This is a genomic window from Streptomyces shenzhenensis, assembly GCF_003688995.1.
Classification (GTDB): Bacteria; Actinomycetota; Actinomycetes; order Streptomycetales; family Streptomycetaceae; genus Streptomyces; species Streptomyces shenzhenensis_A.
Map to the genome: position 1 here is coordinate 244,200 of NZ_PENI01000006.1, position 24,709 is coordinate 268,908.

19 protein-coding genes are annotated in these 24,709 nt (G+C 68.6%); 8 read left to right on the top strand and 11 right to left on the bottom strand.

The features are described from left to right. From yidC to CTZ28_RS12935, 6 genes are all read left to right on the top strand, one after another. A complete protein-coding gene (yidC, locus tag CTZ28_RS12910) occupies window positions 1-1,263 on the top strand; it encodes a membrane protein insertase YidC (protein ID WP_121889477.1) in 1,263 nt (420 codons plus the stop codon). A 15-nt stretch (window positions 1,264-1,278) separates the two neighbouring features. Further along, the gene (locus CTZ28_RS12915; RefSeq protein WP_121889478.1) at window positions 1,279-1,791 is read left to right on the top strand and encodes a Jag family protein; all 513 of its coding nucleotides are present in this window, start codon (window positions 1,279-1,281) and stop codon (window positions 1,789-1,791) included. A gap of 112 nt (window positions 1,792-1,903) precedes the next feature. Continuing rightward, window positions 1,904-2,620: a 16S rRNA (guanine(527)-N(7))-methyltransferase RsmG gene (gene rsmG, locus CTZ28_RS12920; RefSeq protein WP_121889479.1), complete on the top strand. Its 717-nt coding sequence runs from the start codon at window positions 1,904-1,906 to the stop codon at window positions 2,618-2,620. A 330-nt stretch (window positions 2,621-2,950) separates the two neighbouring features. Beyond that, complete coding sequence (locus CTZ28_RS12925; RefSeq protein WP_121889480.1) at window positions 2,951-4,024, top strand: ParA family protein; 1,074 nt, start codon at window positions 2,951-2,953, stop codon at window positions 4,022-4,024. Continuing rightward, window positions 4,021-5,121, top strand: coding sequence for a ParB/RepB/Spo0J family partition protein (locus tag CTZ28_RS12930; protein WP_121889481.1), 1,101 nt, complete (start codon window positions 4,021-4,023; stop codon window positions 5,119-5,121). Before CTZ28_RS12925 ends, CTZ28_RS12930 begins: the two co-directional genes overlap by 4 nt. A 341-nt stretch (window positions 5,122-5,462) precedes the next feature. Further along, window positions 5,463-6,080 (top strand): GNAT family N-acetyltransferase, encoded by a 618-nt coding sequence (locus tag CTZ28_RS12935; protein WP_121889482.1) that lies wholly within the window; start codon window positions 5,463-5,465, stop codon window positions 6,078-6,080. A gap of 122 nt (window positions 6,081-6,202) precedes the next feature. Here CTZ28_RS12935 and trxA read toward each other — a convergent pair whose 3' ends face one another. The 7 genes from trxA to CTZ28_RS12970 form a co-directional block, all read right to left on the bottom strand. Then, window positions 6,203-6,535, bottom strand: a complete 333-nt coding sequence (gene trxA, locus CTZ28_RS12940; protein ID WP_121889483.1) for a thioredoxin — start codon at window positions 6,533-6,535, stop codon at window positions 6,203-6,205. Between the two features lie 42 nt (window positions 6,536-6,577). After that, window positions 6,578-7,549: a thioredoxin-disulfide reductase gene (trxB, locus tag CTZ28_RS12945; protein ID WP_121889484.1), complete on the bottom strand. Its 972-nt coding sequence runs from the start codon at window positions 7,547-7,549 to the stop codon at window positions 6,578-6,580. Between the two features lie 191 nt (window positions 7,550-7,740). Then, window positions 7,741-8,679 (bottom strand): anti-sigma factor, encoded by a 939-nt coding sequence (locus CTZ28_RS12950; RefSeq protein ID WP_121889485.1) that lies wholly within the window; start codon window positions 8,677-8,679, stop codon window positions 7,741-7,743. After that, a complete protein-coding gene (gene sigM, locus CTZ28_RS12955; protein ID WP_121889486.1) occupies window positions 8,676-9,401 on the bottom strand; it encodes an RNA polymerase sigma factor SigM in 726 nt (241 codons plus the stop codon). Before sigM ends, CTZ28_RS12950 begins: the two co-directional genes overlap by 4 nt. A gap of 26 nt (window positions 9,402-9,427) precedes the next feature. Further along, on the bottom strand, window positions 9,428-11,149 hold the full coding sequence (locus CTZ28_RS12960; protein WP_121889487.1) for a protein kinase family protein: 1,722 nt from the start codon (window positions 11,147-11,149) through the stop codon (window positions 9,428-9,430). A 119-nt stretch (window positions 11,150-11,268) separates the two neighbouring features. Continuing rightward, on the bottom strand, window positions 11,269-13,626 hold the full coding sequence (gene murJ, locus CTZ28_RS12965; protein ID WP_121889488.1) for a murein biosynthesis integral membrane protein MurJ: 2,358 nt from the start codon (window positions 13,624-13,626) through the stop codon (window positions 11,269-11,271). 45 nt (window positions 13,627-13,671) lie between these two features. Next, entirely contained in the window at window positions 13,672-16,035 is a 2,364-nt protein-coding gene (locus CTZ28_RS12970) for a DUF6049 family protein (RefSeq protein WP_121889489.1), read from the bottom strand. Between the two features lie 256 nt (window positions 16,036-16,291). Between CTZ28_RS12970 and CTZ28_RS12975 the strand changes: the two genes are divergently transcribed. Beyond that, the gene (locus CTZ28_RS12975) at window positions 16,292-17,734 is read left to right on the top strand and encodes a CCA tRNA nucleotidyltransferase (RefSeq protein WP_121889490.1); all 1,443 of its coding nucleotides are present in this window, start codon (window positions 16,292-16,294) and stop codon (window positions 17,732-17,734) included. 111 nt (window positions 17,735-17,845) lie between these two features. On the opposite strand, the gene CTZ28_RS12980 is transcribed toward CTZ28_RS12975, so the two are convergent. The 4 genes from CTZ28_RS12980 to CTZ28_RS12995 all read right to left on the bottom strand — a co-directional run bounded on the left by CTZ28_RS12980 (window position 17,846) and on the right by CTZ28_RS12995 (window position 21,608). Beyond that, the gene (locus tag CTZ28_RS12980; RefSeq protein WP_183154373.1) at window positions 17,846-18,334 is read right to left on the bottom strand and encodes an LppU/SCO3897 family protein; all 489 of its coding nucleotides are present in this window, start codon (window positions 18,332-18,334) and stop codon (window positions 17,846-17,848) included. 99 nt (window positions 18,335-18,433) lie between these two features. Next, window positions 18,434-19,711: an MFS transporter gene (locus tag CTZ28_RS12985; RefSeq protein WP_121889492.1), complete on the bottom strand. Its 1,278-nt coding sequence runs from the start codon at window positions 19,709-19,711 to the stop codon at window positions 18,434-18,436. Window positions 19,712-19,798: 87 nt separating this feature from the next. Further along, window positions 19,799-20,881 carry an inositol-3-phosphate synthase gene (locus CTZ28_RS12990; RefSeq protein WP_121889493.1) on the bottom strand — a complete coding sequence of 361 codons (1,083 nt, stop codon included), beginning with the start codon at window positions 20,879-20,881 and terminating at the stop codon, window positions 19,799-19,801. 43 nt (window positions 20,882-20,924) lie between these two features. After that, window positions 20,925-21,608, bottom strand: coding sequence for a PadR family transcriptional regulator (locus CTZ28_RS12995; RefSeq protein WP_121889494.1), 684 nt, complete (start codon window positions 21,606-21,608; stop codon window positions 20,925-20,927). A gap of 754 nt (window positions 21,609-22,362) precedes the next feature. Between CTZ28_RS12995 and CTZ28_RS13000 the strand changes: the two genes are divergently transcribed. After that, complete coding sequence (locus tag CTZ28_RS13000) at window positions 22,363-24,639, top strand: transglycosylase domain-containing protein (RefSeq protein ID WP_121889495.1); 2,277 nt, start codon at window positions 22,363-22,365, stop codon at window positions 24,637-24,639. Window positions 24,640-24,709: the final 70 nt, after the last annotated feature.

Below are 24,709 nucleotides of genomic sequence, written 5' to 3' on the forward strand. Positions count from 1 at the left end.
GTGGACACGATTGCCAGTCTTTTCAGCTTCATCACGACACCCGTCTCCTGGGTCATTGTCCAGTTCCACACGGTGTACGGAGCCATCTTCGGCCCTGACACCGGATGGGCCTGGGGCCTGTCCATCGTGTCTCTGGTGATCCTGATCCGCATCTGCCTGATCCCGCTCTTCGTGAAGCAGATCAAGGCCACCCGGGCCATGCAGACGCTCCAGCCCGAGATGAAGAAGATCCAGGAGCGCTACAAGAACGACAAGCAGCGCCAGTCCGAAGAGATGATGAAGCTGTACAAGGAGTCGGGCACCAACCCGCTCTCCTCGTGTCTTCCCATCCTGGCGCAGTCCCCGTTCTTCTTCGCCCTGTACCACGTGCTCAACGGCATCGCGTCGGGCAAGACCATCGGCGTCATCAACGACCAGCTGCTCGCCAGCGCCCAGAAGGCGCACATCGTCGGCGCCCCGCTGGCGGCGAAGTTCACCGACGGCTCGGACAAGGTCGCCGCGCTCGGCGCCTCGCTGACCGATGTCCGCGTCGTCACCGCGATCATGATCGTCCTGATGTCGGCGTCGCAGTTCTACACGCAGCGCCAGCTGATGACGAAGAACGTCGACACCACGGTGAAGACGCCGTTCATGCAGCAGCAGAAGATGCTGATGTACATCTTCCCGGTCATGTTCGCCGTCTTCGGCATCAACTTCCCGGTCGGTGTCCTCGTCTACTGGCTGACCACCAACGTGTGGACCATGGGCCAGCAGATGTACGTCATCCGCAACAACCCGACCCCGGGTTCCAAGGCCCAGGCCGCCTACCTGGAGCGTCTGACCAAGCACGTCACGCACCACGGCAAGGTCCGCCGGCGCAGCGAGAAGGCCATCGTCAAGGCGATCGTCGCCAAGGGCCGCGACCGCAACGAGCACGAGCGCAAGTTCATCAACGGCCTGAGCAAGGCGGGCCTCGCCGCCCAGACCGACGGTTCCGTCAGCCAGGGCGAGAGCCAGGCCGCGACCGAGGCCGAGGGCGGCGTGATCACCACCGCTCCCAAGCGCCAGCAGCCCAAGCGCCAGAGCAAGGCCCAGCGCCAGTCCGGCGGACCCAAGCAGGCCGATGACGCCGGGCCGACCACGTCGCTGGACAAGCCGGAAGAGCCGCAGGACGCCACGCCCGCAGCCAGGCAGGCCCCGAAGCAGGGCGGCGGTACCCGCAGCAAGGCCCAGTCCGGTCAGCGCAAAGGTCCACAGCGGCCCAAGTCCCCGTCCAAGAAGTAAGAAGGAGTCCATCCCGTGACGGAAGGCACCACCTCCGCCGCTGCCGAGGGTGCAGACACCCTGACCCGCCTGGAGCAGGAGGGTGAGATCGCGGCGGACTATCTTGAGGGTCTGCTCGACATCGCCGACCTCGACGGCGACATCGACATGGACGTCGAGGCGGACCGCGCCTCCGTGTCGATCATCAGCGACACGGCCGGCCGCGATCTGCAGAAGCTGGTCGGCCGTGACGGCGAGGTGCTGGAAGCCCTGCAGGAGCTGACCCGCCTGGCCGTGCACCGGGAGACCGGGGACCGCAGCCGGCTGATGCTGGACATCGCCGGCTACCGCGCCAAGAAGCGCGCCGAGCTCTCCGAGCTGGGCGCCAAGGCCGCCGCCGACGTCAAGAACACCGGCGAGCCCGTCAAGCTCAAGCCGATGACCCCGTTCGAGCGCAAGGTCGTGCACGACGCGGTCAAGTCCGCGGGGCTGCGCAGCGAGTCCGAGGGCGAGGAACCACAGCGGTTCGTCGTCGTGCTGCCCGCCTGATCGGCCCCCACGTTCCACCGGCCCCGTCTGTCGCCCAGGCGGGGCCGAACTTTGTCAGCCTGGTTTCTGTGGTCGGCGTACAGCGCCGGCGCTGTACGGAAGGACGGTCCCCGTGACGGAGGCAGCGGATCTCCCCCCTGTGCCCGAACAGGCGCGGGAAGTGTTTGGCGATCGCTTCGCCGATGCGGTCCGCTACGCGGAGCTGCTGGCCGAGGCCGGCGTGCAGCGTGGTCTGATCGGTCCGCGGGAAGTGCCCCGGCTGTGGGAGCGACATCTGCTCAACTGTGCGGTGCTCTCCGAGGTCGTTCCCGAAGGGGTCACGGTGTGCGACGTGGGCTCGGGTGCCGGCCTGCCGGGCATTCCCCTCGCGCTCGTCCGGGAGGATCTGAAGATCACCCTGCTGGAGCCGTTGCTCCGGCGTACGAACTTCCTCTCCGAGGTCGTCGAGCTGCTGGGGCTGGACCATGTCACCGTCGTCCGTGGCCGCGCCGAGGAGGTCATGGGAAAGCTGCCGCCGGTCCATGTGGTGACGGCCCGGGCCGTGGCCCCGCTGGACCGGCTCGCCGCATGGGGGATCCCCCTGCTGCGTCCGTACGGCGAGATGCTCGCGCTGAAGGGTGACACGGCCGAGGAGGAGCTGAAGGCCGCGGGTGCCGCGCTGAGCAAGCTGGGGGCGGTGTCGACCTCCATCCTGCGGGTGGGTGAGGGCGTCGTGGACCCGCTGTCGACCGTTGTACGGGTCGAGGTCGGGGAGAGTCCCGGCGGTGTGCGCTTCGCGGCCAAGCGAGCGAAGGCGGCCCGTACCGGACGGACACGCAGACGTCGTTGAGGATATGGGAACGGATGAGCGGCGCTCATCCGTCCTGACGACGACACGTACTCCACACAAGCCTCCAAACCTACGTAACCCGGAGTGTCGCGAAGATAACGGTCGCAGCCGCTGTGCATCGTGTTTCACGTGAAACGTCGCTCACTTCTGCACGGCATCATCAGCCGCGGCCGGGCCGCGGCCGAACCTCGCGACCGGAAGCCTCTCGGGTCTCTCGGAGGAAGGCCCCCTTCAGATGACGTTCCGTCCCCTTCTGGGGGCACGGAGTTGTCCACAGAGGTGGATTTCTCCACAGAACACCAGGCCTCACTGGTTCACGACCCCGAAGGCATGGGAGGCTCTGTTCATCGCGAGCCTGAAGTCGAGGAGAGTGAATCCTTGCGGTCCGACGCCAACATCGCGGGACCGATGACCGATCCGGTCCCCGGTCCCCGTACCGAGTCGATGGGGGTGGATGTTTCACGTGAAACACCGCCTCCGATGGACGACACTCCCATCGGTCGTGCTGCCCAACTGGCGGTGGAGGCTCTGGGTCGTGCCGGCGAAGGGCTGCCACGGCCCGAGCAGACCCGAGTCATCGTGGTCGCCAACCAGAAGGGCGGCGTCGGCAAGACGACGACGACGGTGAACCTTGCCGCTTCACTCGCTCTGCACGGCGCCCGTGTCCTGGTGGTCGACCTCGACCCACAGGGCAATGCCTCCACCGCACTGGGCATCGACCATCACGCCGAAGTTCCTTCCATCTACGATGTGTTGGTCGAGAGCAAGCCGCTGGCGGAGGTGGTCCAGCCGGTCCCCGATGTCGAGGGCCTCTTCTGCGCCCCCGCCACGATCGACCTCGCCGGTGCGGAGATCGAGCTGGTGTCGCTGGTGGCACGGGAGAGCCGGCTCGAGCGGGCCATCCAGGCGTACGAGCAGCCGCTGGACTACATCCTCATCGACTGCCCGCCGTCCCTCGGCCTGTTGACCGTCAATGCCTTGGTGGCCGGGGCCGAGGTCCTCATCCCCATCCAGTGCGAGTACTACGCGCTGGAGGGTCTGGGGCAACTGCTGCGCAACGTCGACCTGGTGCGGGGTCACCTCAACCCCACGCTGCATGTGTCGACCATCCTGCTCACCATGTACGACGGCCGGACGCGTCTTGCCTCCCAGGTCGCGGAAGAGGTGCGCAGCCACTTCGGTGACGAGGTGCTGCGGACGAGCATTCCCCGCTCGGTCCGTATCTCCGAGGCGCCGAGCTATGGGCAGACGGTGCTGACCTACGATCCCGGATCGAGCGGTGCCCTCTCCTATCTTGAGGCGGCACGAGAGATCGCGCTGAAGGGCGTCGGTGTCACCTACGATCCGACGCAGGCCCACCTCGGGCCGCAGAACAACTCGAACATGGTGGAGGGGATCCAGTGAGCGAGCGACGGAGGGGGCTGGGCCGCGGGCTGGGCGCATTGATCCCTGCCGCCCCGACCGAGAAGAACCCGGCCTCGGCCGCGGTGGGGGGAGCGGCAGCCTCGTCTCCCGCTGCGATCCCGGTGCTGCCGCCGGACCGGGGGGTGGCCGCGGCGAAGGTGACCACGCTGCCGCCTGTTTCACATGAGACCGAGGAGCCGTCGGTCTTCGGCGTCATGGAGACGCCGGCACCGCCGATGGGTGCGCACTTCGCCGAGATCCCTCTCGACTCCATCACCCCGAACCCGCGCCAGCCGCGTGAGGTCTTCGACGAGGACGCGCTGCAGGAGCTCGTCACCTCCATCCAGGAGGTCGGCCTTCTCCAGCCCGTCGTCGTACGGCAGCTGGGCCCCGCCCGCTACGAACTCATCATGGGTGAGCGGCGTTGGCGCGCCTGCCGTGAGGCCGGCCTTGAGGCGATCCCCGCGATCGTGCGGGCGACGGACGACGAGAAGCTCCTCCTGGACGCCCTGCTGGAGAACCTGCACCGCGCCCAGCTGAATCCGCTGGAAGAGGCCGCCGCCTACGACCAGTTGCTCAAGGACTTCAACTGCACGCACGACCAACTGGCGGACCGCATCGGGCGTTCCCGACCCCAGGTCTCCAACACCCTGCGTCTGCTGAAGCTGTCCCCGGCCGTCCAGCGACGGGTCGCCGCCGGTGTGCTCTCCGCCGGACACGCCCGGGCGCTGCTGTCGGTGGAGGACTCCGAGGAGCAGGACCGGCTGGCCCATCGGATCGTGGCCGAGGGGCTCTCGGTGCGCGCCGTCGAGGAGATCGTGACCCTGATGGGCTCGCGTCCCCAGACCGCCCAGCGGTCCAAGGGACCCCGGGCCGGAGCCAGGGTCTCCCCGGCGCTGAACGAGCTTGCCACCCGTCTCTCGGACCGTTTCGAGACACGAGTGAAGGTCGACCTCGGTCAGAAGAAGGGCAAGATCACCGTCGAGTTCGCCTCCATGGACGACCTTGAGCGGATCCTGGGCACGCTCGCTCCGGGTGAGGGGCCGGTCTTCCAGCAGGGTCTCCAGGACGGGGACTCCGAGGTCTCGGAGGACTGACGGCACGGGCGGCCTTGCCCCGTCGGGCGACGCCTTGCCCTGTCGGACGACGGAGCGGATCGTGTCCGGTGTGTACCGGAACACGGTCCGCTCTTTGCTTTCTGCCGGTATCGATGCAATCGCATCGTGGATACGATGCGTTCGGGTATGGCGCAGCCACCTGGCAGCAGCACCTCTCGATGGGAGGCGGAGGCCATGAGAACGGTGAGCCGTACCGGACTGGTGAGCGCGGGCCTGGGACTGGGTGTACTCGGCGGCTTCGTCGGCGGTCTGCTCAGGGAACGGAGCGCTTTGACAGCCGCTCGCGATGCCGCGGGCGAAGGAAGCGAGGAACAGCCTTCATGGGGCGTCGGCTCGTACCGCTCACGCTGGACAACCTTCAGGATCTTCCCAAGCGCTGCCGCTCGTGTGTCTTCTGGGAACTCGACCCGGTCAGTGGTGAGGCCGCGGTAAAGGCGGGCACGGCCATGGCGGAGAAGGAGGGCTGGATCTCCGCGGTCCTCCTGGACTGGGGATCGTGCGGCCGGGTGGTCTATGTCGACGAGGTTCCGGTCGGCTTTGTGGTCTACGCGCCCCCGGCCTATGTCCCCCGCTCCACGGCGTTTCCGACGAGCCCCGTCTCCCCCGACGCGGTGCAGTTGATGACCGCGTTCATCATGCCCGGCTATCAGGGGCAGGGACTGGGCCGGGTGATGGTGCAGACGGTCGCCAAGGATCTGCTGCGCCGAGGGTTCAAGGCGATCGAGGCCTTCGGGGACGCCCGCTGGAAGGAACCCGCCTGCGTCCTGCCCGCTGATCATCTGCTGGCGGTGGGCTTCAAGACGGTACGGCCTCACCCGACGTACCCGCGGATGCGTCTGGAGCTCCGTACGACGCTGTCGTGGAAGGAAGACGTGGAGATGGCCATCGACCGGCTCCTGGGGGCCGTACAGAAGGAACCAGCGCTTCGGCCGCTCTAGGAAATGCCGTCGCTGATCCTGTCGCTGATCCCGTCGCTCTCAAGCGAATGGGCCAGCCCTTCCGGGCTGGCCCATTCGTGTTTCACGTGAAACATGCCGCGTCGGTTCGACGGCGCAGCCGACTACTCGGCGATGAAGTCCTCGAGGTCGCGGACGATCGCGGCCTTCGGCTTGGCGCCGACGATGGTCTTGGCGACCTCGCCGCCCTGGTAGACGTTCAGGGTCGGGATCGACATGACGCCGTACTTGGCGGCCGTAGCCGGGTTCTCGTCGATGTTGAGCTTGACGACCTCGATCTTGTCGCCGTACTCGGCGGCAATGGCCTCAAGGGACGGGGCGATCTGGCGGCACGGACCGCACCAGGCGGCCCAGAAGTCCACCAGGACGGGCTTGTCGCTCTTGAGGACATCCTCGTCGAAGGAGGAGTCGGTCACATTCTTCAGGGTGCCGGCCACGGCGGGCTCCTTAACTTGATCGTGCGGTGGGGCGGAAGGGGGTCAGACGGAGGTCTTCTCGGGCTCGGCGGCCTTCTCCTCGTCCGCGAGGGCGGCGAGGAAACGCTCGGCGTCGAGAGCGGCGGAGCAGCCGGTGCCGGCCGCGGTGATCGCCTGCCGGTACGTGTGGTCGACCACGTCGCCGGCGCCGAAGACACCGGTCAGGTTGGTCCGGGTGGAGGGGGCGTCGACCTTCAGATAGCCCTCCCCGTCCAGGTCGAGCTGGCCCTTGAACAGCTCGGTGCGCGGGTCGTGCCCGATCGCGATGAACAGACCCGTCACCGGGAGGTCGGAGAGCTCACCCGTCTTGAGGTTGCGCAGCTTCAGACCGGAGAGCTTCGGGTCGCCCTGGATCTCGGCGACCTCGCTGTCCCAGACGAACTTGATCTTCGGGTCGGCGAAGGCACGCTCCTGCATCGCCTTGGAGGCGCGCAGGGTGTCCCGGCGGTGGACGATCGTCACCGACTTGGCGAACCGGGAGAGGAAGGTGGCTTCCTCCATCGCGGTGTCGCCGCCGCCGATCACGGCGATGTCCTGGTCCTTGAAGAAGAACCCGTCACAGGTGGCGCACCAGGAGACACCACGGCCGGAGAGGGTGTCCTCGTTCGGCAGGCCCAGCTTGCGGTGCTGGGAGCCGGTGGTGACGATGACGGCCTTGGCCCGGTGCACGGTGCCCGCGGTGTCCGTGACGGTCTTGATCTCACCCGTGAGGTCGACGGAGACGACATCGTCCGGCACCAGCTCGGCGCCGAAGCGCTCCGCCTGGGCCCGCATGTTGTCCATCAGCTCGGGGCCCATGATCCCGTCGCGGAAACCCGGGAAGTTCTCCACGTCGGTGGTGTTCATCAGCGCACCACCGGCGGTGACGGCGCCCTCGAACACCAGGGGCTTCAGCGACGCGCGTGCGGTGTAAAGCGCCGCCGTGTAACCGGCGGGCCCGGAGCCGATGATGATCACGTTACGGACGTCGCTCACGGCTTCATTCCTCGTCTCTGGTCTACGTCAATTCGACCGGTGGGAGCCCCTGTCAGAACTCTCACCCCACCCAACGGATCCTACGGGGCCCGCATTCCCGTTGTGTCCGGGCACACGGGGATGCGGGCAGGAGCGTTGCCGCTGTGGACCGAGGGGAACCGCAGCCGATCAGGAAGACGAACCGCGGGCGCTCACGAACGGGTGAAGGACTGCTTCCACAGGACGGTGCCCGGCGACACCGGCTCCCGGCCGACACAGGCCGCGTCGACGACATACGCGGTGACCCGTGTGGTGTCGCCGGCATCGGGCAGCACGACGAGATAGGCAGCCTTCCCGTCGTACGTCCCCTGCTTGGCGCCGAGGATGTCGGCATTGCTGTTGATGCCGTCCCGGATGCAGGCCGGGACCGGGGCCGAGGTCTGGAGCAGGGTGTCCGCACTCTCACCGGCACCCGGGGTGCCGGACTCCACTCCGACGCCCAGCCGTGGCCTCCGGGTGTCGGAGCCGTACGGAGAGCCCTGCTGCGTGGTGAGGAGGTCGGTCACCTGGCTCTGAAGGCTCTTCTCGGAGAAGGTACCGGCTGCGGCGGTCTGCCCCTGGCCGGTCGTAGCGGTCTTGTCGGCGCCGAGGTTCTGGAGCAGCAACGATCCGGCGCCCAGGACGGCAGCCGTGAGGACGGCGCCCATGACGACGGTCCTGCGGCGTCCGCGCCGGCGATCCTTGCGTCCCGGACCGGTCGCGCCCTGGGGACGCCCGGCGGGCCGGTCCGGCGGAGCCGATGTTTCACGTGAAACATGCGTCCCGGCGTTCCCGTCGGAGCTCTCGGGGGAGCCGCTGACCGAGTCCGGGGCGGCCAGGGGATCGTGGGTCGCCCTGGCGTCGAGCAGTGCCTCCGCGGCGAGGGCGGCGTCGATCCGGCCGGCCACATCGGCGGGCATCCGTGGCGGGCCCGGCACAGTGCCCAGCAGCCCGCGGATCTCCTCCAGCGAGCGATGGACGTCCGCGCACAGGTCGCAGGAGTCGAGGTGCCGCCGTACATCCGTGGTGCGGGACGGCGGGAGCAGACCTTCGGTGAAGTCGGAGATCTCGGCGACGTCCGGGTGCCCGGTCGTATCCGTCAAGGAAGTCACGCTCGCCCACCTCCACCCTTCACTGCGGCTGAATCACTGGACCCCGATTGCTGTGGGCCGCTGTCCCCAGGACCCGCTGCCGGTGGGACGGATGTCCCCTCCGACCGGTTCCGTGCCGGATCCGGCTCTCTGTTGTCCCCGGCCTCTTCCGCCCGTAGATGGGCGACCAGGGGAAGGAGTCTGGCTCTGCCACGAGCGCAGCGGCTCTTCACGGTCCCGGTGGGCACATCGAGGATGCGAGCGGCCTCGGCGACCGGGTAGCCCTGCATGTCCACCAGGACGAGGGCGGCACGCTGGTCGTGCGGCAGCGTTGCCAGGGCCTCCAGGAGCTGCCGGTGCAGATCGTTGCGCTCGGCGGGCGCCGAGGCCGATTCATGCGGCTCCAGCAGCTGCTCCAGCCGCTCGGTGTCGTCGACCGGTGCGGTCCTCCTGGAGGCCACCTTGCGGGCGCGGTCCAGGCAGGCGTTCACGGTGATCCGGTGCAGCCAGGTCGTGACGGCCGAGTGGCCGCGGAAGGTGTGGGCGGCCCGATAGGCGGAGACCAGGGCGTCCTGGACGGCGTCAGCGGCCTCCTCGCGGTCCCCCAGCGTCCGCAGGGCGACCGCCCAGAGCCGGTCCCGATGGCGGCGGACCAGCTCACCGAAGGCATCGGGATGACCTTTGACGTGCCGGGCGAGCAGATCCTGATCGCTCACCCCGTCGAATCCGGTGCCGTCCGCCATCTGACCCCCTCCGCCTCCGGTGAACGTCAGTCCGTGAACTTCACCTCGGTGATGGCCTGCTTGTATCCGGCGCCGCTGTACTCGGTCGGGTCCTCGCCCGAGTAGGGCACCGCGGTGAGCCACACGAGGACGTACTGGGTCTTCACCGGCTTGCTGAGCTTCACCGTGGCGTTGGTGCCATCCGTCCTGACGCTGCCGATCTTGTCCATGGCGCCGAGCGACGACGGCGTCAGTGAGTCGGACGCGTACAGCTCGACGGTGGTGTGATCGCCAGAGTAGCGAAGCCCGAGGGATGCCGTGGAGAGTTCCTTCACCGAGCCGAGGTCGTAGACGATGCCCACGCCCGGCTTGTACGGGGCGATGGGCGGGCCCTTGGTGAAGGTCTTGGTCCGCCAGGTCGTCGAGGTGTCGCCGTCGTACGTCTTGTCGACGTCTCCAGAGTGCTGGGCATCCCCCTTGGCGACGAACTCCTGGGCGCCCTTGATCTTGAGCGGCGTGGCGGGCTTGGCGTTCTCCTTGCTCTTGTCGCCCTCGTCCGTCGGCTGGTTGTTGCTGGTGTCGGACTGGTTGCCCTGGTCCATCAGGGCGTCCGCGAGCTGCCAGCTGCCCAGCCCCAGGGCGGCGATCAGAAGCGCGGAGACAGCCCACTTCAGGGCCTTGCCCGTACGGCTCTGCAGCGGGGGCGGCGGGGCCTGGAGGGGCTGGGCGACGCCGGGATGCGGCGCGGGGCGGCCGTAGGTGCCCTGCTGGTACGTCGTGCGCTGGTAGGCGGGCGGCGCGGTGAAGGCCGGCTCCGGCGGGCGGATGCGGGGCATCTCGCCGATCGCCTTCACCAGCTCCTCCGGCGTGGTGCACGGCGCCTCGTGCCGGGACGCGGTGGCGCCGTTGTTGACGAGCGCGCGCATGGCCAGCTCGGACAGGCCGCGGTGGACGCCCGCTCGTACCTGGTCCGGGGCGATCGGACCGATGTGCTTGGGCAGCCCGGACAGACCGTAGGCGTCGTTCTCGTACGGCCAGCGCTGGGTGAGCGCGGCGTACAGCAGGGCGCCGATCGACTCGGTGTCCGTGCGCTGCGGGGTGTCGGAGCTGATGCCGCGCAGCGCGGCGTTCACGGCGAGGCCCCGGATGCGCCACTGGCCGGTGGAGGCGCGCAGCACGGCGTTCGGATTGAGGCGCAGATGGGCGAGGCCCTCGCGGTGGGCTGCCGCCATGGCGGAGGAGATCTGGCTGGCCATCTGGTAGACGTCGTGCGGCTCCAGCGGCCCGGCGGACAGCAGCGTGGTCAGTTCGGTGGCGTCCGGCAGCCACTCGTGCACGACATAGACGAGGTCGTTCTCCTCGACGGCGTCCAGGACCTGGACGAAGCGGGGATCGCCGAGCAGCGCGGAGGAACGCGCGGCGGCCAGCACATTGCGGGCCCGTGCGTGGTCCGCCGGCAGGACATGCACGCCGACGGCCCGGCGGAGCTTCTCATCCACCGCACGCCAACTGCTGAAGCCGTCCAGACGGGTGACGCACTCTTCGAGGCGATAGCGTCTGGCCAGCTTGTGACCGCTGTGCAACTCGGGAGGCGAGGCATTCTTCTCGGGGCCCGCGGCCCCGTCGCTCCCCTGTGCCTCGTCGTTGTCCGTGTCCCGCTCCGGGTTCTGGGCCACCCCGTCGGCCGTGGACTGGTCCGCCTTGGCGGTCAGCGGCTCGTCACCGCTGTTCTCTGCCACGTCGACGGCAGCCGTGCTCCGTTCCGCCACCGTCGTTCCCTGCCTCCCCATCCGTTGCACGCTGTCCGACGCCGAAACCAATTGTGCCCACAGTCTGCCGCTATGCACGACACACAGGGGCGGACGATGGTTGTGCGCGTACCCCCGCCTCAGCGTCCCAGACGCCCGCGCACCATGCCCACCAGGGAGTTGATTTCCTCGATCCGCATGCGGCGGGCCGCGACGAAGAAGACCCCGAGCAGCAGGGCACCGCCGGCCACGAGCGCGAGGAACGAGCCGATGACGCCCTGGCCGAGGGAGTGGCCGATGCCGTAGCAGGCCGCACCGCTGAGCGCCGCGGCCGGTACGGAGGCGATGCACAGCCGCGCGTACGTCCGCAGCACCCGGGCCCCGTCCAGGTCGCCGCCGAGCCGCTTGCGCAGCCGCTTCCAGGCGACCCCCACGCCGATCGCGTACGCGAGGCCGTACGCGGCGGCCATGCCGGCCACGGCCCAGCGGGCGGGCAGCAGGAAGTAACAGGCGGCCGAGGCGCCCGCGTTGACCGCGGCCACGATGACCGTGTTGTAGAAGGGGGTGCGGGTGTCCTCGTAGGCGTAGAAGGCGCGCAGGACGACGTACTGCACCGAGTAGGGGATCAGGCCGAGACCGAAGGCCATCAGCATGTAGCCCATGTTGGTGGCCTCGCTGGTGCCCGAGGAACCGAAGATCAGCGTGCACATCGGGATACCGAGGGCCAGGAAGCCGAACGCGACGGGCACGATCGCCACGGCCGTCGTCCGCAGCCCCTGGGAGATGTCGTCGCGGACGGCACCCGCGTCGCTCTCGGCGGCCGAGCGCGAGAGCCGCGGCAGCAGGGCCGCCATCAGCGAGACGGTGATGATGGCCTGCGGCAGGCCCCAGATCAGCTGGGCGTTGGCGTAGGCCGCGAAGCCGGTGCCGTCGACGGGCGAGTTCGTGCCGGCCGCGGTGGACAGCTGGGAGACGACGAGCGCGCCCGCCTGGTTGGCGAGGACGAACAGGATGGTCCACTTGGCGAGCGTGGCGGCCTTGCCGAGGCCGTGGCCCCGCCAGTCGAAGCGCAGCCGCAGCCGGAATCCGGTCTCGCGCAGATACGGGATCATCGCCAGGGCCTGGACGACCAGACCGAGCAGCACACCGATGCCGAGCAGCCGCTCGCCCTCCGGCGGGATGGTGGTGACCTTCATCCCCGAGTTCGCCGCGGTGCCGTACACCCAGATGAACATGCCGAGCGTCACGATGATGACGATGTTGTTCAGGACCGGGGTCCACATCATCGCGCCGAACTTTCCACGGGCGTTGAGGATCTGACCCATCACCACGTGGATGCCCATGAAGAAGATCGAGGGCAGGAAGTAGCGGACGAAGGTGACGCCGACCTCGTTGGCGGCCGGATCGCTCGCCACCGAGTCCGACAGCAGACGGATCAGGAACGGAGCGGCGACGACGGCGAGCGCCGTGAGCACGCCGAGCGCCACCATCACCAGGGTCAGCAGCCGGTTGGCATAGGCCTCGCCGCCGTCCTCGTCCTCCTTCATGGCACGCACGAGCTGGGGCACGAAGACGGAGTTGAGGCCACCGCCGACGGTCAGGATGTAGATCATCGTCGGTAGCTGATAGGCGACCTGGAAGGTGTCACCGAGCAGACCGACACCCAGCGCCGACACGATCAGCGCGGAGCGGATGAATCCGGTGAGGCGGGAGACCATGGTGCCCGCCGCCATCAGGGCACTCGACTTCAGCAGACCGGAAGCTCGCCCACCCTTCTTCGCGGTGGGGGCGGCGTCGGACGCGGCCGCCGGGGCGGGGTCGGGAGCGGGGGCGGCGGGAGCGGCACCCGCCGGTGCGGGCGCTCCGGCCGCGGACGGCGCCTGCTGGTACTGCGTCTGCGGGTACGGCCCCGCCTGGTAGGGGTCCGCGGAGGACTGGGCGCCCTGGTACGGGGCCGCCGGATACTGCCCCACCGGGCCCTGCCCGCCGGCGCCCGGGCCGGGTCCGGTCGGGGACCCCAGGGGCGGCTGTCCGCCCCCCTGCTGCTGGTCCCGGAAGAGATGGGCGAAGGCGTCCGGCTCGTGGTGCTCCTCGCCGGAGTGGGTGACGAGGTCGTCCACGCCCACGAACTGGGTCGTACGCGGATCGTCGCCGTAAGGCAGGTGCTGGGTCGGCCCGGCCGGCTCGGGCGCCGGGGTCTGCGCCCACACACGTGGGTCGGGGGCGTAGGGGGACTGGGCCGGCCGGCCGTACAGCGGCTGCTGCGGATGGGTCACCGGGGGCGGCGGGGGGTGCGCGGCCCGGTCGTAGAGCGCCTCGCCGACCGGGTCCTGGGCGGCGAGGTCCTGCGCGCGGTAGGGGTCCTGGTCGTACGCGTCCTGGAGGTACATGTCCGCCGCGTGCTGCGGTGGTACCTGGCCGGGCTCGGGCGGCGGCCCGGGATGGCCCGAGCCGCCGCCCGAGCCCTGGCCGCGGTCACCGTCGTACGGCGCGTTCATGGTTACCCCACCTCATCGTCCCCGGCCACGCGGCCACGACATCGCTCAACGGTCCACTCTCTCACCCGCCGCGGACGGGTCGACGCTTTCCGGTGCGGTGTCCGGCGTCGGGTCACTCGGCTGCTCGGGCTCGGATGCCCCGGCACGGGCCCCGGACTCCTCCTGGAGACGCTCCGAAGGGTCCTCGGGGTTCTCCGGCTCCTCGGCGCCCTCCCCCGCGGTGTCGGGCCCGTCCTCCCCGGCCTGCCGGGCGGCCGCGCGCTTGCGCTGCGTGTACATACGGAAGCCGGCCAGGACGAGGAGCAGCACACCGCCGCCGATGACGAGCATCACCGTGGGGGTGACCTCGGTGACCTTCACGTCGAAGCTGACGGGCGCGCCGTACTCCTGGCCGTCCTCCGTGTACAGCTGGGCGATCACGGTCACCCGGCCGTTGGCATTGGCCGAGGTGGTGAACTTCACGGACTGGCTGTGCCCGCCGGAGATGTCCACGGGCTGTTCCGCGTAGGCCTTGCCGCCGACGTTGAGGCGGGTCGGCATGGTCGAGGTGAGCCGCAGGACCAGATGGTCGACGCCCTGCACCAGGTTGTTCTGGACCGTGACCGGGATGGTGGCACTGCGGCCGGAGAGCTTCATCTCCGACTTGTCGATCAGTTTGACCTGGTCGGTCAGGTGGTTGAGCCAGCCCTCCACGCCCTGCCGGAAGGTGCCCGCCGCGTTGCCCCGGCCCCGCCAGGACGTGGACATCTCCCGGTTTATGGCCCGCCCGAAGGGGGTCACCACCCGGGACCTGTCGCTGAGGACCACCTGGAAGTTGTCGAGCTTGTCCTGTGTCCGCGCGATCTGCTCGAAGACCGTCCGCGGCAGCTCCTGCTTGCGCAGCGAGGAGGGGTACGCGGACCTGGAGGGGATCTTCGTGGTGGCGCCGGGGTCGGGCTTGGCCTTGGCGGCGGCGGTGAGTACCTGGGACTGGGACCAGTTCCCGCCCTCCAGCGCCGTGATCGCCTGGGCCATCGCCCGGACCTGGCTCGCGGTCGGCATGCGCTGCGGGGCGACGACGATGCTGCGCTGCTGGTTGGTCTGGGTGTTGAGCGCGAGGCTCTGTGCGAGGAACTTCTGCACGGCGAGGGTGGTCGGGCCCGCCTTCGTCAGGTCGCCCTCGAACGCCGTGGACAGCCGGCTGTCGGCGACGACCGCCGTCGTGCCGCCGCCGATCGGACGGGCCGCCGAGGGCGTGTAGGGCAGGCTGCCGGTCTCCTGGAGGCTGTCGCTTCGGGCGATCACCTTGTCGGCGCCCGCGGAGGTGGCCACTTTGATGATCGACGGGTCCACGGCGCCTTCCACCGGCCAGACGAACTCGGTGCTCGGTGTGATGTGGAGCACTGTCTGGACCGTGGTGGCGGCGACGTCCGTGGCGTCCTTGAGGTGGCTGAGCGAGCCCGTGACCCTGGTGCCGTTGTGGGCGAGGGAGGCCAGGTCGGGGTCGGCGAAGGGCAGGGCGACGACCTGCTTGCCGGCCACCGCCTTCTGCAGGTCCGCGAGGAACTGTTTGGCCACCGTCTGGTGGGTGCCGGCCGTCGTGGTGTCGCCGTCGCCCTGGATCTGGTAGTTGCGGGTCATCGCGTCCGTCATGGCCAGCAGGTCCGGATCGATCACCCAGGTGACGTCGAGTCCCGTGCCGAGCGCCAGCATCTGGGCCAGCCGGCCGCCGGGGGAGATCTCCTTGGCGAGGTCGTCGTTGCGGAAGACCGGCGTCTGATGCTCACCGGGACCGGTCTGGGCCGTCATGCGGACGGTGGAGATCAGCGGCCACAGGAAGGTCGTCTTCGTGCGGGTGCCGGCCTCCGTCGGCTGCCAGGGCAGGAAGGTCCGCCGGACGCCCAGCATGTGCTCCCAGGGCTGAGCCGAGGTCTGGCCGGACAGGGAGACGTCGAATTCGTAGACGCCGTCCTGACCGAGGTCGAGCTCGTCGACCGGGACGGAGATGCTGAAGTGCTCGGCGACCCCCGGCGAGAGCTTGGCGAAGGTCTCCACGTACTTGCCGCCCACCTCGGCGGAGAAGATCCCCTGGGGCTCGTCGGACTGCCGGGCGGTGCTGTCGATGGCCGAGCGGGTGGTCAGCAGCGGTCCCACTCGGAGCCCCACATGGGCGTCGGTGACCGCTTGCTTGCCCTTGTTGGTCACTGTGCCCGACACGGTCAGCGTGTCCCCCTCGGCGGGGGCGCTGGGGGTGAGGGTGTCCACGGAGACGGACACGGTGCCCGAGGAGGCGGCCTGTGCGGGCGCCACGGCGGGCAGCAGGAACACACCCGCCAGCAGAGGCGCACCGGTGAGCAGTGCCCCGGTGCGCCGCAGCCACCGGCGGGCAGGTGAGGGAGTCGTCCCCTGGAAGTCTGCCGCCTCGGCCACGCGCTCGCCCGTCCCTCGTCGTCGTCAGTGGTCGCCGCAATGTGCGTCCACGCATGGTAACGATGCCCGCTGAGGGGAAGTGCCGCGGTCCGCCTCACAAGATCGAGGACGGCGACGGTCCGTCCCGCATGCTCAGTATCGAGCGGAAAGTGCGAGTCCGCCGCTATGGCAGTGCTTGCACAGCTACGGACGGAGATGTTCGCCCGTGCTTAATGGGGGCGCTTCCGGTGGTCAGGGCCACGTACCCTCTTCTGTTGTGCCGAACGCCAATGAAGACTCTCCCACTGCCCTGAGCCAGGTGCAGCAGCGCGCGGTGAGCGAACTGCTGCGGGTGGCCCCCGTCGCCGACGACCTCGCCCGCCGTTTCCAGGAGGCCGGGTTCTCACTCGCCCTGGTCGGCGGCTCGGTGCGGGACGCGCTGCTCGGCCGGCTCGGCAACGATCTGGACTTCACCACCGACGCCCGCCCCGAGGACGTACTCAAGATCGTCCGTCCCTGGGCGGATGCCGTGTGGGAGGTCGGGATCGCCTTCGGCACGGTCGGTGTGCAGAAGGACGGCTACCAGATCGAGGTGACCACCTACCGGTCGGAGGCGTACGACCGTACCTCGCGCAAGCCGGAGGTGTCCTACGGCGACTCCATCGAGGAGGATCTCGTCCGGCGCGACTTCACGGTCAACGCGATGGCCGTGGCCCTGCCGGAGAAGGAGTTCATCGACCCGCACGGCGGACTTGATGATCTTGCGGCCCGTATGCTGCGTACGCCGGGTACCCCCGAGGAGTCCTTCTCCGACGATCCGCTGCGGATGATGCGGGCTGCCCGCTTCGCCGCTCAGCTCGACTTCGAGGTGGCCCCCGAGGTCGTCACGGCGATGAAGGAGATGGCCGCCCGGATCGAGATCGTCTCGGCCGAGCGGGTCCGGGACGAGCTGAACAAGCTGGTCCTGTCCGCGTACCCGCGCAAGGGCCTGACGCTGCTCGTCGACACCCGGCTGGCCGACCATGTGCTGCCCGAGCTGCCGGCTCTTCGTCTGGAGCGCGACGAGCACCACCGGCACAAGGACGTCTACGACCACTCGCTGATCGTCCTGGAGCAGGCGATCGCTCTGGAGGAGGACGGACCGGATCTGACGCTTCGGCTGGCCGCGCTGCTCCATGACATCGGCAAGCCGCGGACCCGTCGGTTCGAGAAGGACGGCCGGGTCTCGTTCCATCACCACGAGGTGGTCGGGGCGAAGATGACCAAGAAGCGGATGGCGGCGCTGAAGTACTCGAACGACCTGGTGAAGGACGTCTCACGGCTGGTCGAACTGCATCTGCGCTTCCATGGCTATGGCACCGGGGAGTGGACGGACTCGGCGGTCCGCCGCTATGTCCGTGACGCGGGGCCCCTTCTCGATCGTCTGCACAAGCTGACCCGTTCCGACTGCACCACCCGGAACAAGCGGAAGGCGGTGGCGCTGTCCCGGGCGTACGACGGTCTGGAGGAGCGGATCGCTCAGCTTCGGGAGCAGGAGCAGCTCGACGCGATCCGGCCGGACCTCGACGGCAATCAGATCATGGAGATCCTCGGGGTCCCACCCGGCCCGGTCGTCGGCAAGGCCTACAAGCATCTGCTGGAACTTCGGCTGGAGCATGGGCCGATGGAGTACGACGCGGCCGTGGCGGTGCTCAAGGAGTGGTGGGCCGAGCAGGGCTGAGGCCGTGAAACGGGGTCATGTTTCACGTGAAACACGACCCCGGACCGGAACCACCGAGGGGCGATGTTTCACGTGAAACACCGCCCCTCGGTCGTCAGATCACCTGCGGTGCTACTTGGTCTCCTTCAGGCACAGCACGACGTCGTGGCCGCCGCCCGACTGCACGTAGTAGATGGTGGACTCCTTGATGGCCTCGCACTTGTTCCCGTCGCTGGAGCCGTCGAACTTCTCGACGACCTCGTACTGGGACTCGCTGGAGGAGCAGTCGACCTCATTGAGCTTGGGGTCGGTGTACGACCCCGCGTTGTGCATGCAGGCGCCCACCGAGGTGGTCTCCGCGTCCTCGCGGTTCAGGAACCAGCCGATGCCGAACTTCAGACCGATCACGACGACGGCGACGACGATGGCGCCGATGATGCGTATCGCCTTCTTGCCGACCCGGTTGGGCGGAGCGGGCTGCGGCGGGGGGACGGGAGCGCCCTGCGTGGGGAACGGGGCGTAAGGCTGACCCTGCTGGGGCTGGCCGCCCTGGGGCGGGTAAGGGGCCTGGCCCTGCGGCGGGTTGGGAGCCTGGCCCTGGGGCGGCGGTGGAGTTGACACGAGGGGTCCCCCTGGAACGGTGGTGCGCATGGCGCGAAATAAGACTCACGTAAGTTAGCCGCTGCCACTGACATCGCCCTCATCCAGCGGGGCTCTGTGTCATTGATGTGACACTCGTCGGCGCTCAAAGTGACCCATAGTCACCGCAACCGCCGCGTAGACAACGGCCACCACGACCACCAGCACGGTCGACCGGCCGTCCGGCGGGAGCATCAGGGCAGCCACCCCCGCGGCACCCACGAAAGCGATGTTGAACAGGACGTCGTACACGGAAAAGATCCGGCCGCGGAAGCCGTCGTCCACGGACGACTGGACGATCGTGTCCGTGGCGATCTTCGCGCCCTGGGTGGTCAGCCCCAGCGTGAACGCCGCCACCAGCATGGGTGCCGTGGCGAACGGCAGGCCGAGCGCGGGCTCCAGGATCGCGGCGGCCCCGGCGCACACGACGATCCAGCGGCCCGGTCCGATGCGTCCCACCACCGCGGGGGTCAGCACGGCCGCGGCGAAGAAGCCGGCGCCGGACACCCCCACCGCGAGCCCCAGCAGCCGGAGCCCGTCGTCGGGGGTCGCGGCGAGGGAGTAACGGCACAGCATCAGCACCAGGACCAGCAGCGCGCCGTAGCAGAAGCGCATCAGCGTCATCGCGGACAGCGCCCACGCCGCCTCCCGGCGCCGGGGCTCGGCGAGATGCCGTACGGCCGCCAGCAGATCGCGTGCGGTGTCCGCGAGGGCCGTGCCGAGATGCGGTTGCAACGATCCCCGGTCGGGGCCGAGCAGGTCGGGTGCCATGGTGAGCGACACGAGGGCCGAGCACAGATAGAGCGCGGCGCCCAGCAGCACCACCGCGGCATCGGAGTCCGACACCACCAGTCGTACGACGAAGGCGAGACCGCCGCCCGCGGTGGCGGCGAGCGTCCCGGCGGTCGGCGAGAGGGAGTTGGCCATCACCAGCCGCTCGGTGTCCACCACACGCGGCAGCGACGCGGACAGGCCGGCGAGGACGAAGCGGTTGACGGCGGTGACGCACAGCGCGGAGACGTAGAACAGCCAGTCCGGCACGTCGCTGACCATCAGGACGGCGGTGACCACCGCGAGGAGGGCCCGCAGCAGATTGCCGTGGACGAGGACCTGGCGGCGCCGCCAGCGGTCCAGCAGGACGCCCGCGAACGGGCCGACCAGGGAGTAAGGGAGCAGCAGTACCGCCATCGCCGAGGCGATCGCGGTGGCCGAGGTCTGCTTCTCCGGGGAGAAGACGACGTACGTGGCGAGTGCGACCTGGTAGACGCCGTCGGCGCCCTGGGAGAGCAGGCGTACGGAGAGCAGACGACGGAAGTTCCGCAAGCGCAGCAGGACGCGCAGGTCACGGACGACGGGCATGGGGCACAGCCTCACACACGGGCAGGGTCCCCGGGTCATGCGACCCGGGGACCCTCACAGCCCTGGCAGGAGCGATTTCGGCGTGGTCTAGCGCTCGACGTCGCCGCGGATGAACTTCTCCACGTTCTCGCGGGCCTCGTCGTCGAAGTACTGGACCGGCGGGGACTTCATGAAGTAGGAGGACGCCGAGAGGATCGGGCCGCCGATGCCGCGGTCCTTGGCGATCTTCGCGGCGCGGAGGGCGTCGATGATGACACCCGCGGAGTTCGGGGAGTCCCAGACCTCCAGCTTGTACTCCAGGTTCAGCGGGACGTCACCGAAGGCGCGGCCCTCCAGCCGGACGTAGGCCCACTTGCGGTCGTCGAGCCAGGCGACATAGTCGGACGGGCCGATGTGCACGTTCTTCTCGCCGAGGTCCCGGTCGGGGATCTGCGAGGTGACGGCCTGCGTCTTGGAGATCTTCTTGGACTCCAGACGCTCGCGCTCCAGCATGTTCTTGAAGTCCATGTTGCCGCCGACGTTCAGCTGCATCGTGCGGTCCAGGACGACGCCTCGGTCCTCGAACAGCTTCGCCATGACACGGTGCGTGATGGTCGCGCCGACCTGGGACTTGATGTCGTCGCCGACGATCGGGACGCCCGCCTCGGTGAACTTGTCCGCCCACTCCTTGGTGCCGGCGATGAAGACCGGGAGGGCGTTGACGAAGGCGACCTTGGCGTCGATGGCGCACTGGGCGTAGAACTTCGCCGCGTCGTCGGAGCCGACGGGCAGGTAGCAGACGAGGACGTCGACCTGCTTGTCCTTGAGGACCTGGACGACGTCGACCGGGTCGGCGTCGGACTCCTCGATGGTGGCCCGGTAGTACTTGCCGAGGCCGTCGAGGGTGTGGCCGCGCTGCACGGTGACACCGGTGGTGGGCACGTCGCAGATCTTGATGGTGTTGTTCTCGGAGGCGCCGATCGCGTCCGCGAGGTCGAGGCCGACCTTCTTGGCGTCGACATCGAACGCGGCGACGAACTCGATGTCGCGCACGTGGTAGTCACCGAACTGCACATGCATCAGTCCGGGGACCTTGGACGCCGGGTCGGCGTCCTTGTAGTACTCGACTCCCTGCACCAGCGAGGCGGAGCAGTTGCCCACGCCGACGATGGCTACGCGAACCGAACCCATTCCGGTTGCTCCCTGTGTGTACGAGTGAGGCCCTGGATGGGCTTCACGTGGCGGTGTCGTCGGGCGTATCCGTTCCGGGGGTGTCCCCGGGACGGGGCAGGCCGCCCGTCGCTCCAGATGTGGTGTTCCGCCGAGCGGACTCCCCGGAGGCGGAATCCTTCAGGTCCCGTCCGGCCCGCTCGCTCTCGATGAGCTCGTTCAGCCAGCGCACTTCGCGCTCCACGGACTCCATCCCGTGGCGCTGGAGCTCGAGCGTGTAGTCGTCGAGGCGCTCCCGGGTGCGGGCCAGCGAGGCGCGCATCTTGTCCAGGCGCTCCTCCAGCCGGCTGCGGCGCCCCTCCAGTACGCGCATGCGTACGTCGCGTGACGTCTGTCCGAAGAAGGCGAAGCGCGCAGCGAAGTGCTCGTCCTCGTACGCGTCCGGACCCGTCTGCGAGAGCAGTTCCTCGAAGCGTTCCTTGCCCTCCGCCGTCAGCCGGTAGACGATCTTGGCGCGCCGGCCCGCGAGGGGCGCGGCGAGGGCGTCCTCGTGGGTGTTGCCCGGCTCCTCGATCAACCAGCCGTTGGCGACCAACGTCTTCAGGCAGGGATAGAGCGTCCCGTAGCTGAACGCGCGGAACACACCCAGTGACGTATTGAGTCGTTTGCGCAGCTCATAGCCGTGCATGGGAGATTCGCGGAGCAGGCCGAGGACGGCGAACTCGAGGATGCCGGAACGCCGGCTCATCATCGCCTCCTCTCGCCCTGCTCATGACCTTATCTCGCTCTGATGTATCGACTCGATACATCTCGACGATAGAACGGTGCCTCGGATGCGACAAGAGGGATGACGGTGAACGGGATCACATCACCGATTCGTAGGAAGCAACTTGCGTGTTTTGGGGTGAACTTCGGCGCTAGGTGGGTTTTGACGGTGCGTAGTCTGTGCGGCATGTACGCCACCGGGAACCAAGAGACGCCTGGGGGCGTCCTCGTCCCCGGTGCAGTACGGGTGAGTGCAGGAACGACCACATCCGTACTTCGGGGGGACCGGAAACCAGCCGCCGTTTCCAGGCGCGCAAGGGTGCGCCTGCCCGAGGAGTAATCGTTCGATGAGCGAGCACCGTCGCAAACCGCCGCCGCCGCAGGGAGGCGGACGTGCCGCGGCCCGACGCGGCCAGTCCGGCTCGTCATCCGGCCGCCGCGCGGCACCGCGAGGCGCCACCGGGTCTCCTTCCGACTCCTATGGGTCCAGTTCCTATGGGTCGGATCCTCAGGACTCCGGAGGTCAGGAGCGCCCCTACAGCGGCCGGGCCGAGGCCCGCCGTGCGGCGCAGAGAAACGCAGGCGGCCGACGCAGAGCGGCCGACAACACGGGTCCCGGCGGCCGGCGCGGCGGCCCGGACGGCCCGCCCGGGCGCGGCAGGGGCCGGGCGACCACACCCGCCAAGAAGCGGTTCATCGACTACCCCAGGGCGGGGAAGTACGGATGGCAGCGCTGGGTGCCCTCCTGGAAGCTCGTCTCCGGGCTGTGCATCGGCGTCCTCGGCAGCTTGGTGGCCATGGTCGGCGTCGGCTACGCCATGGTCTCCATCCCCAACGAGAACGACGCCGCCAAGTCGCAGAACAACGTCTACTACTGGGCCGACGGCAGCCAGATGGTCGCCACGGGCTCGGGTGCCAACCGGCAGAACGTCACCATCGCCCAGATCCCCGAGGCCATGCAGTGGGCCGTGATCTCGGCCGAGAACAAGAGCTTCTACAAGGACTCGGGCCTGGACTACATGGGCATCGCGCGCGCCCTGGTCAACATGGCCCAGGGCGGCCAGACGCAGGGTGGTTCGACGATCACCCAGCAGTTCGTGAAGAACACCTACCTGAGCCAGGAACAGACGGTCACCCGTAAGTTCAAGGAGATGTTCATCTCCATCAAGGTGGGCACGAAGCTCTCCAAAGAGCAGATCCTGCAGGGCTACCTGAACACGTCGTACTACGGCCGCGGCGCCTACGGCATCCAGGCCGCAGCGCAGACCTACTACGGCAAGGACGCGGTCGATCTCGAACCGAGCGAGTGCGCCTTCCTCGCCGCCCTGCTCAAGGGCCCGACGTACTACGACCCGGCGGGCAACGAGAGCATCGACAAGACGGCGACGGCCGCAGCCAACCTCAAGCGTTCCCAGGACCGCTGGGGCTGGATCCTCGGCGAGATGCACAAGGACCAGCGCCTCACCGACGCCGAGTACCAGAAGGCGACCAAGAAGTACCCGATGCCCCAGGACCGCAAGGCGACCAAGGGCATGACGGGCCAGATCAGCTACCTGGCCGACACGGCGAAGAAGTACGTCCTGAACCACTCCGACATCGCGGAGGCACAGTTCGACCAGGGCGGCTACCAGATCTACACGACCTTCCAGAAGGACAAGGTCGACGCCCTCACCAAGGCCGTCAAGAAGATCGAGAAGGAGAAGATCGACCCGAAGAACCGTGAGCTGGACAAGCACGTCCAGTTCGGCGCGGCGTCGGTGGTGCCCAACGACGGAGCGATCGTCGCGATCTACGGTGGCGCGGGTTACGAGAACGGCCACTTCACCAACAACGCCGACACCTCGGGTGTCCCCGTCGGTTCGACGTGGAAGCCGTTCGTGCTGGCCGCGGCCATGGAGTACGGCACCTATGACACCGACGGCGTGGGCCTGTCACCGCTGAGCAAGTACAACGGCAACGACAAGCTCAAGGTCAAGAAGCCGGACGGCAGCTACTTCCTGGACAAGGACAACCAGGTCTTCCTCCAGAAGAACGAGAGCGAGAAGGCCTGGGGCTACATCACCCTGCGCAAGGCGATGGAGCAGTCCGTCAACACCCCGTTCGTGCAGCTGGGCGTCGACGTCGGGATGACGAAGGTGCGGGATGTCGCCAAGTCGTCCGGTCTTCTGCTGGACAGCATGGCGCCGGACCTCAACCCGTCCTTCGCCATCGGTACCTCGACCCCCAGCGCGATCCGCATGGCCGACGCCTACGCGACGTTCGCCGCCTCCGGAAAGCAGGCCGACCCGTACTCGGTGACCCAGGTCAAGAAGGACGGCCAAGAACTGGACGGCTTCACCAAGCCGAAGCCCTCGCAGGCGATGCCGGCGAAGGTGGCGGACAACGTCACGGACGTCCTGGAGAACGTCATCGAGAACGGTACGGGCTACAACGCCCAGGCCCTCGGCCGTGCGGCGGCGGGCAAGACGGGTACCACCGACAAGAACAAGTCGGCCTGGTTCGTCGGCTACACACAGCAGCTGTCGACCGCAGTCGCGATGTTCCGTGAGAACCCGAAGGACCACAAGCTGCTCTCCATGAACGGCACGGCGGGTGTGGACTCCATCCACGGTGGTGACATCCCGACGCTGGTGTGGACCGAGTACATGAAGTCCGCGCTGAAGGGGAAGAACGACCCCGGCTTCCCGGACGCCGAGAAGATCGGTGAGATCCAGGACGCGGACGGCGCTCCCTCCCCGACCCCGTCGCCCACCATCACGCCGAGCGAGACCCCGAGCGTATCGCCCAGCCCGACGCCGAGCGAGACGCCCGCCCCCCCCTCGCCGTCGGCCACCGAGTCCTGCCGGGTCAGCTGGAACTGCCCGACGGACGGAGGCACCGACACGGGCGGCACCGACGGAGGCGAGAGCGCCTCGCCATCGGCCACGGAATCGTCCGGAAACGGGAACGGGAACGGTAATGGCAACGGAAACGGCAATGGCAGCGGAAGTCTCTTCGCCGGGCCGACGGGCTAGAACCGGGTTCTGACCGGTTGGGGGTCATATCGACCGCCAAGGGTGTTTCACGTGAAACATGGGCCGCCGC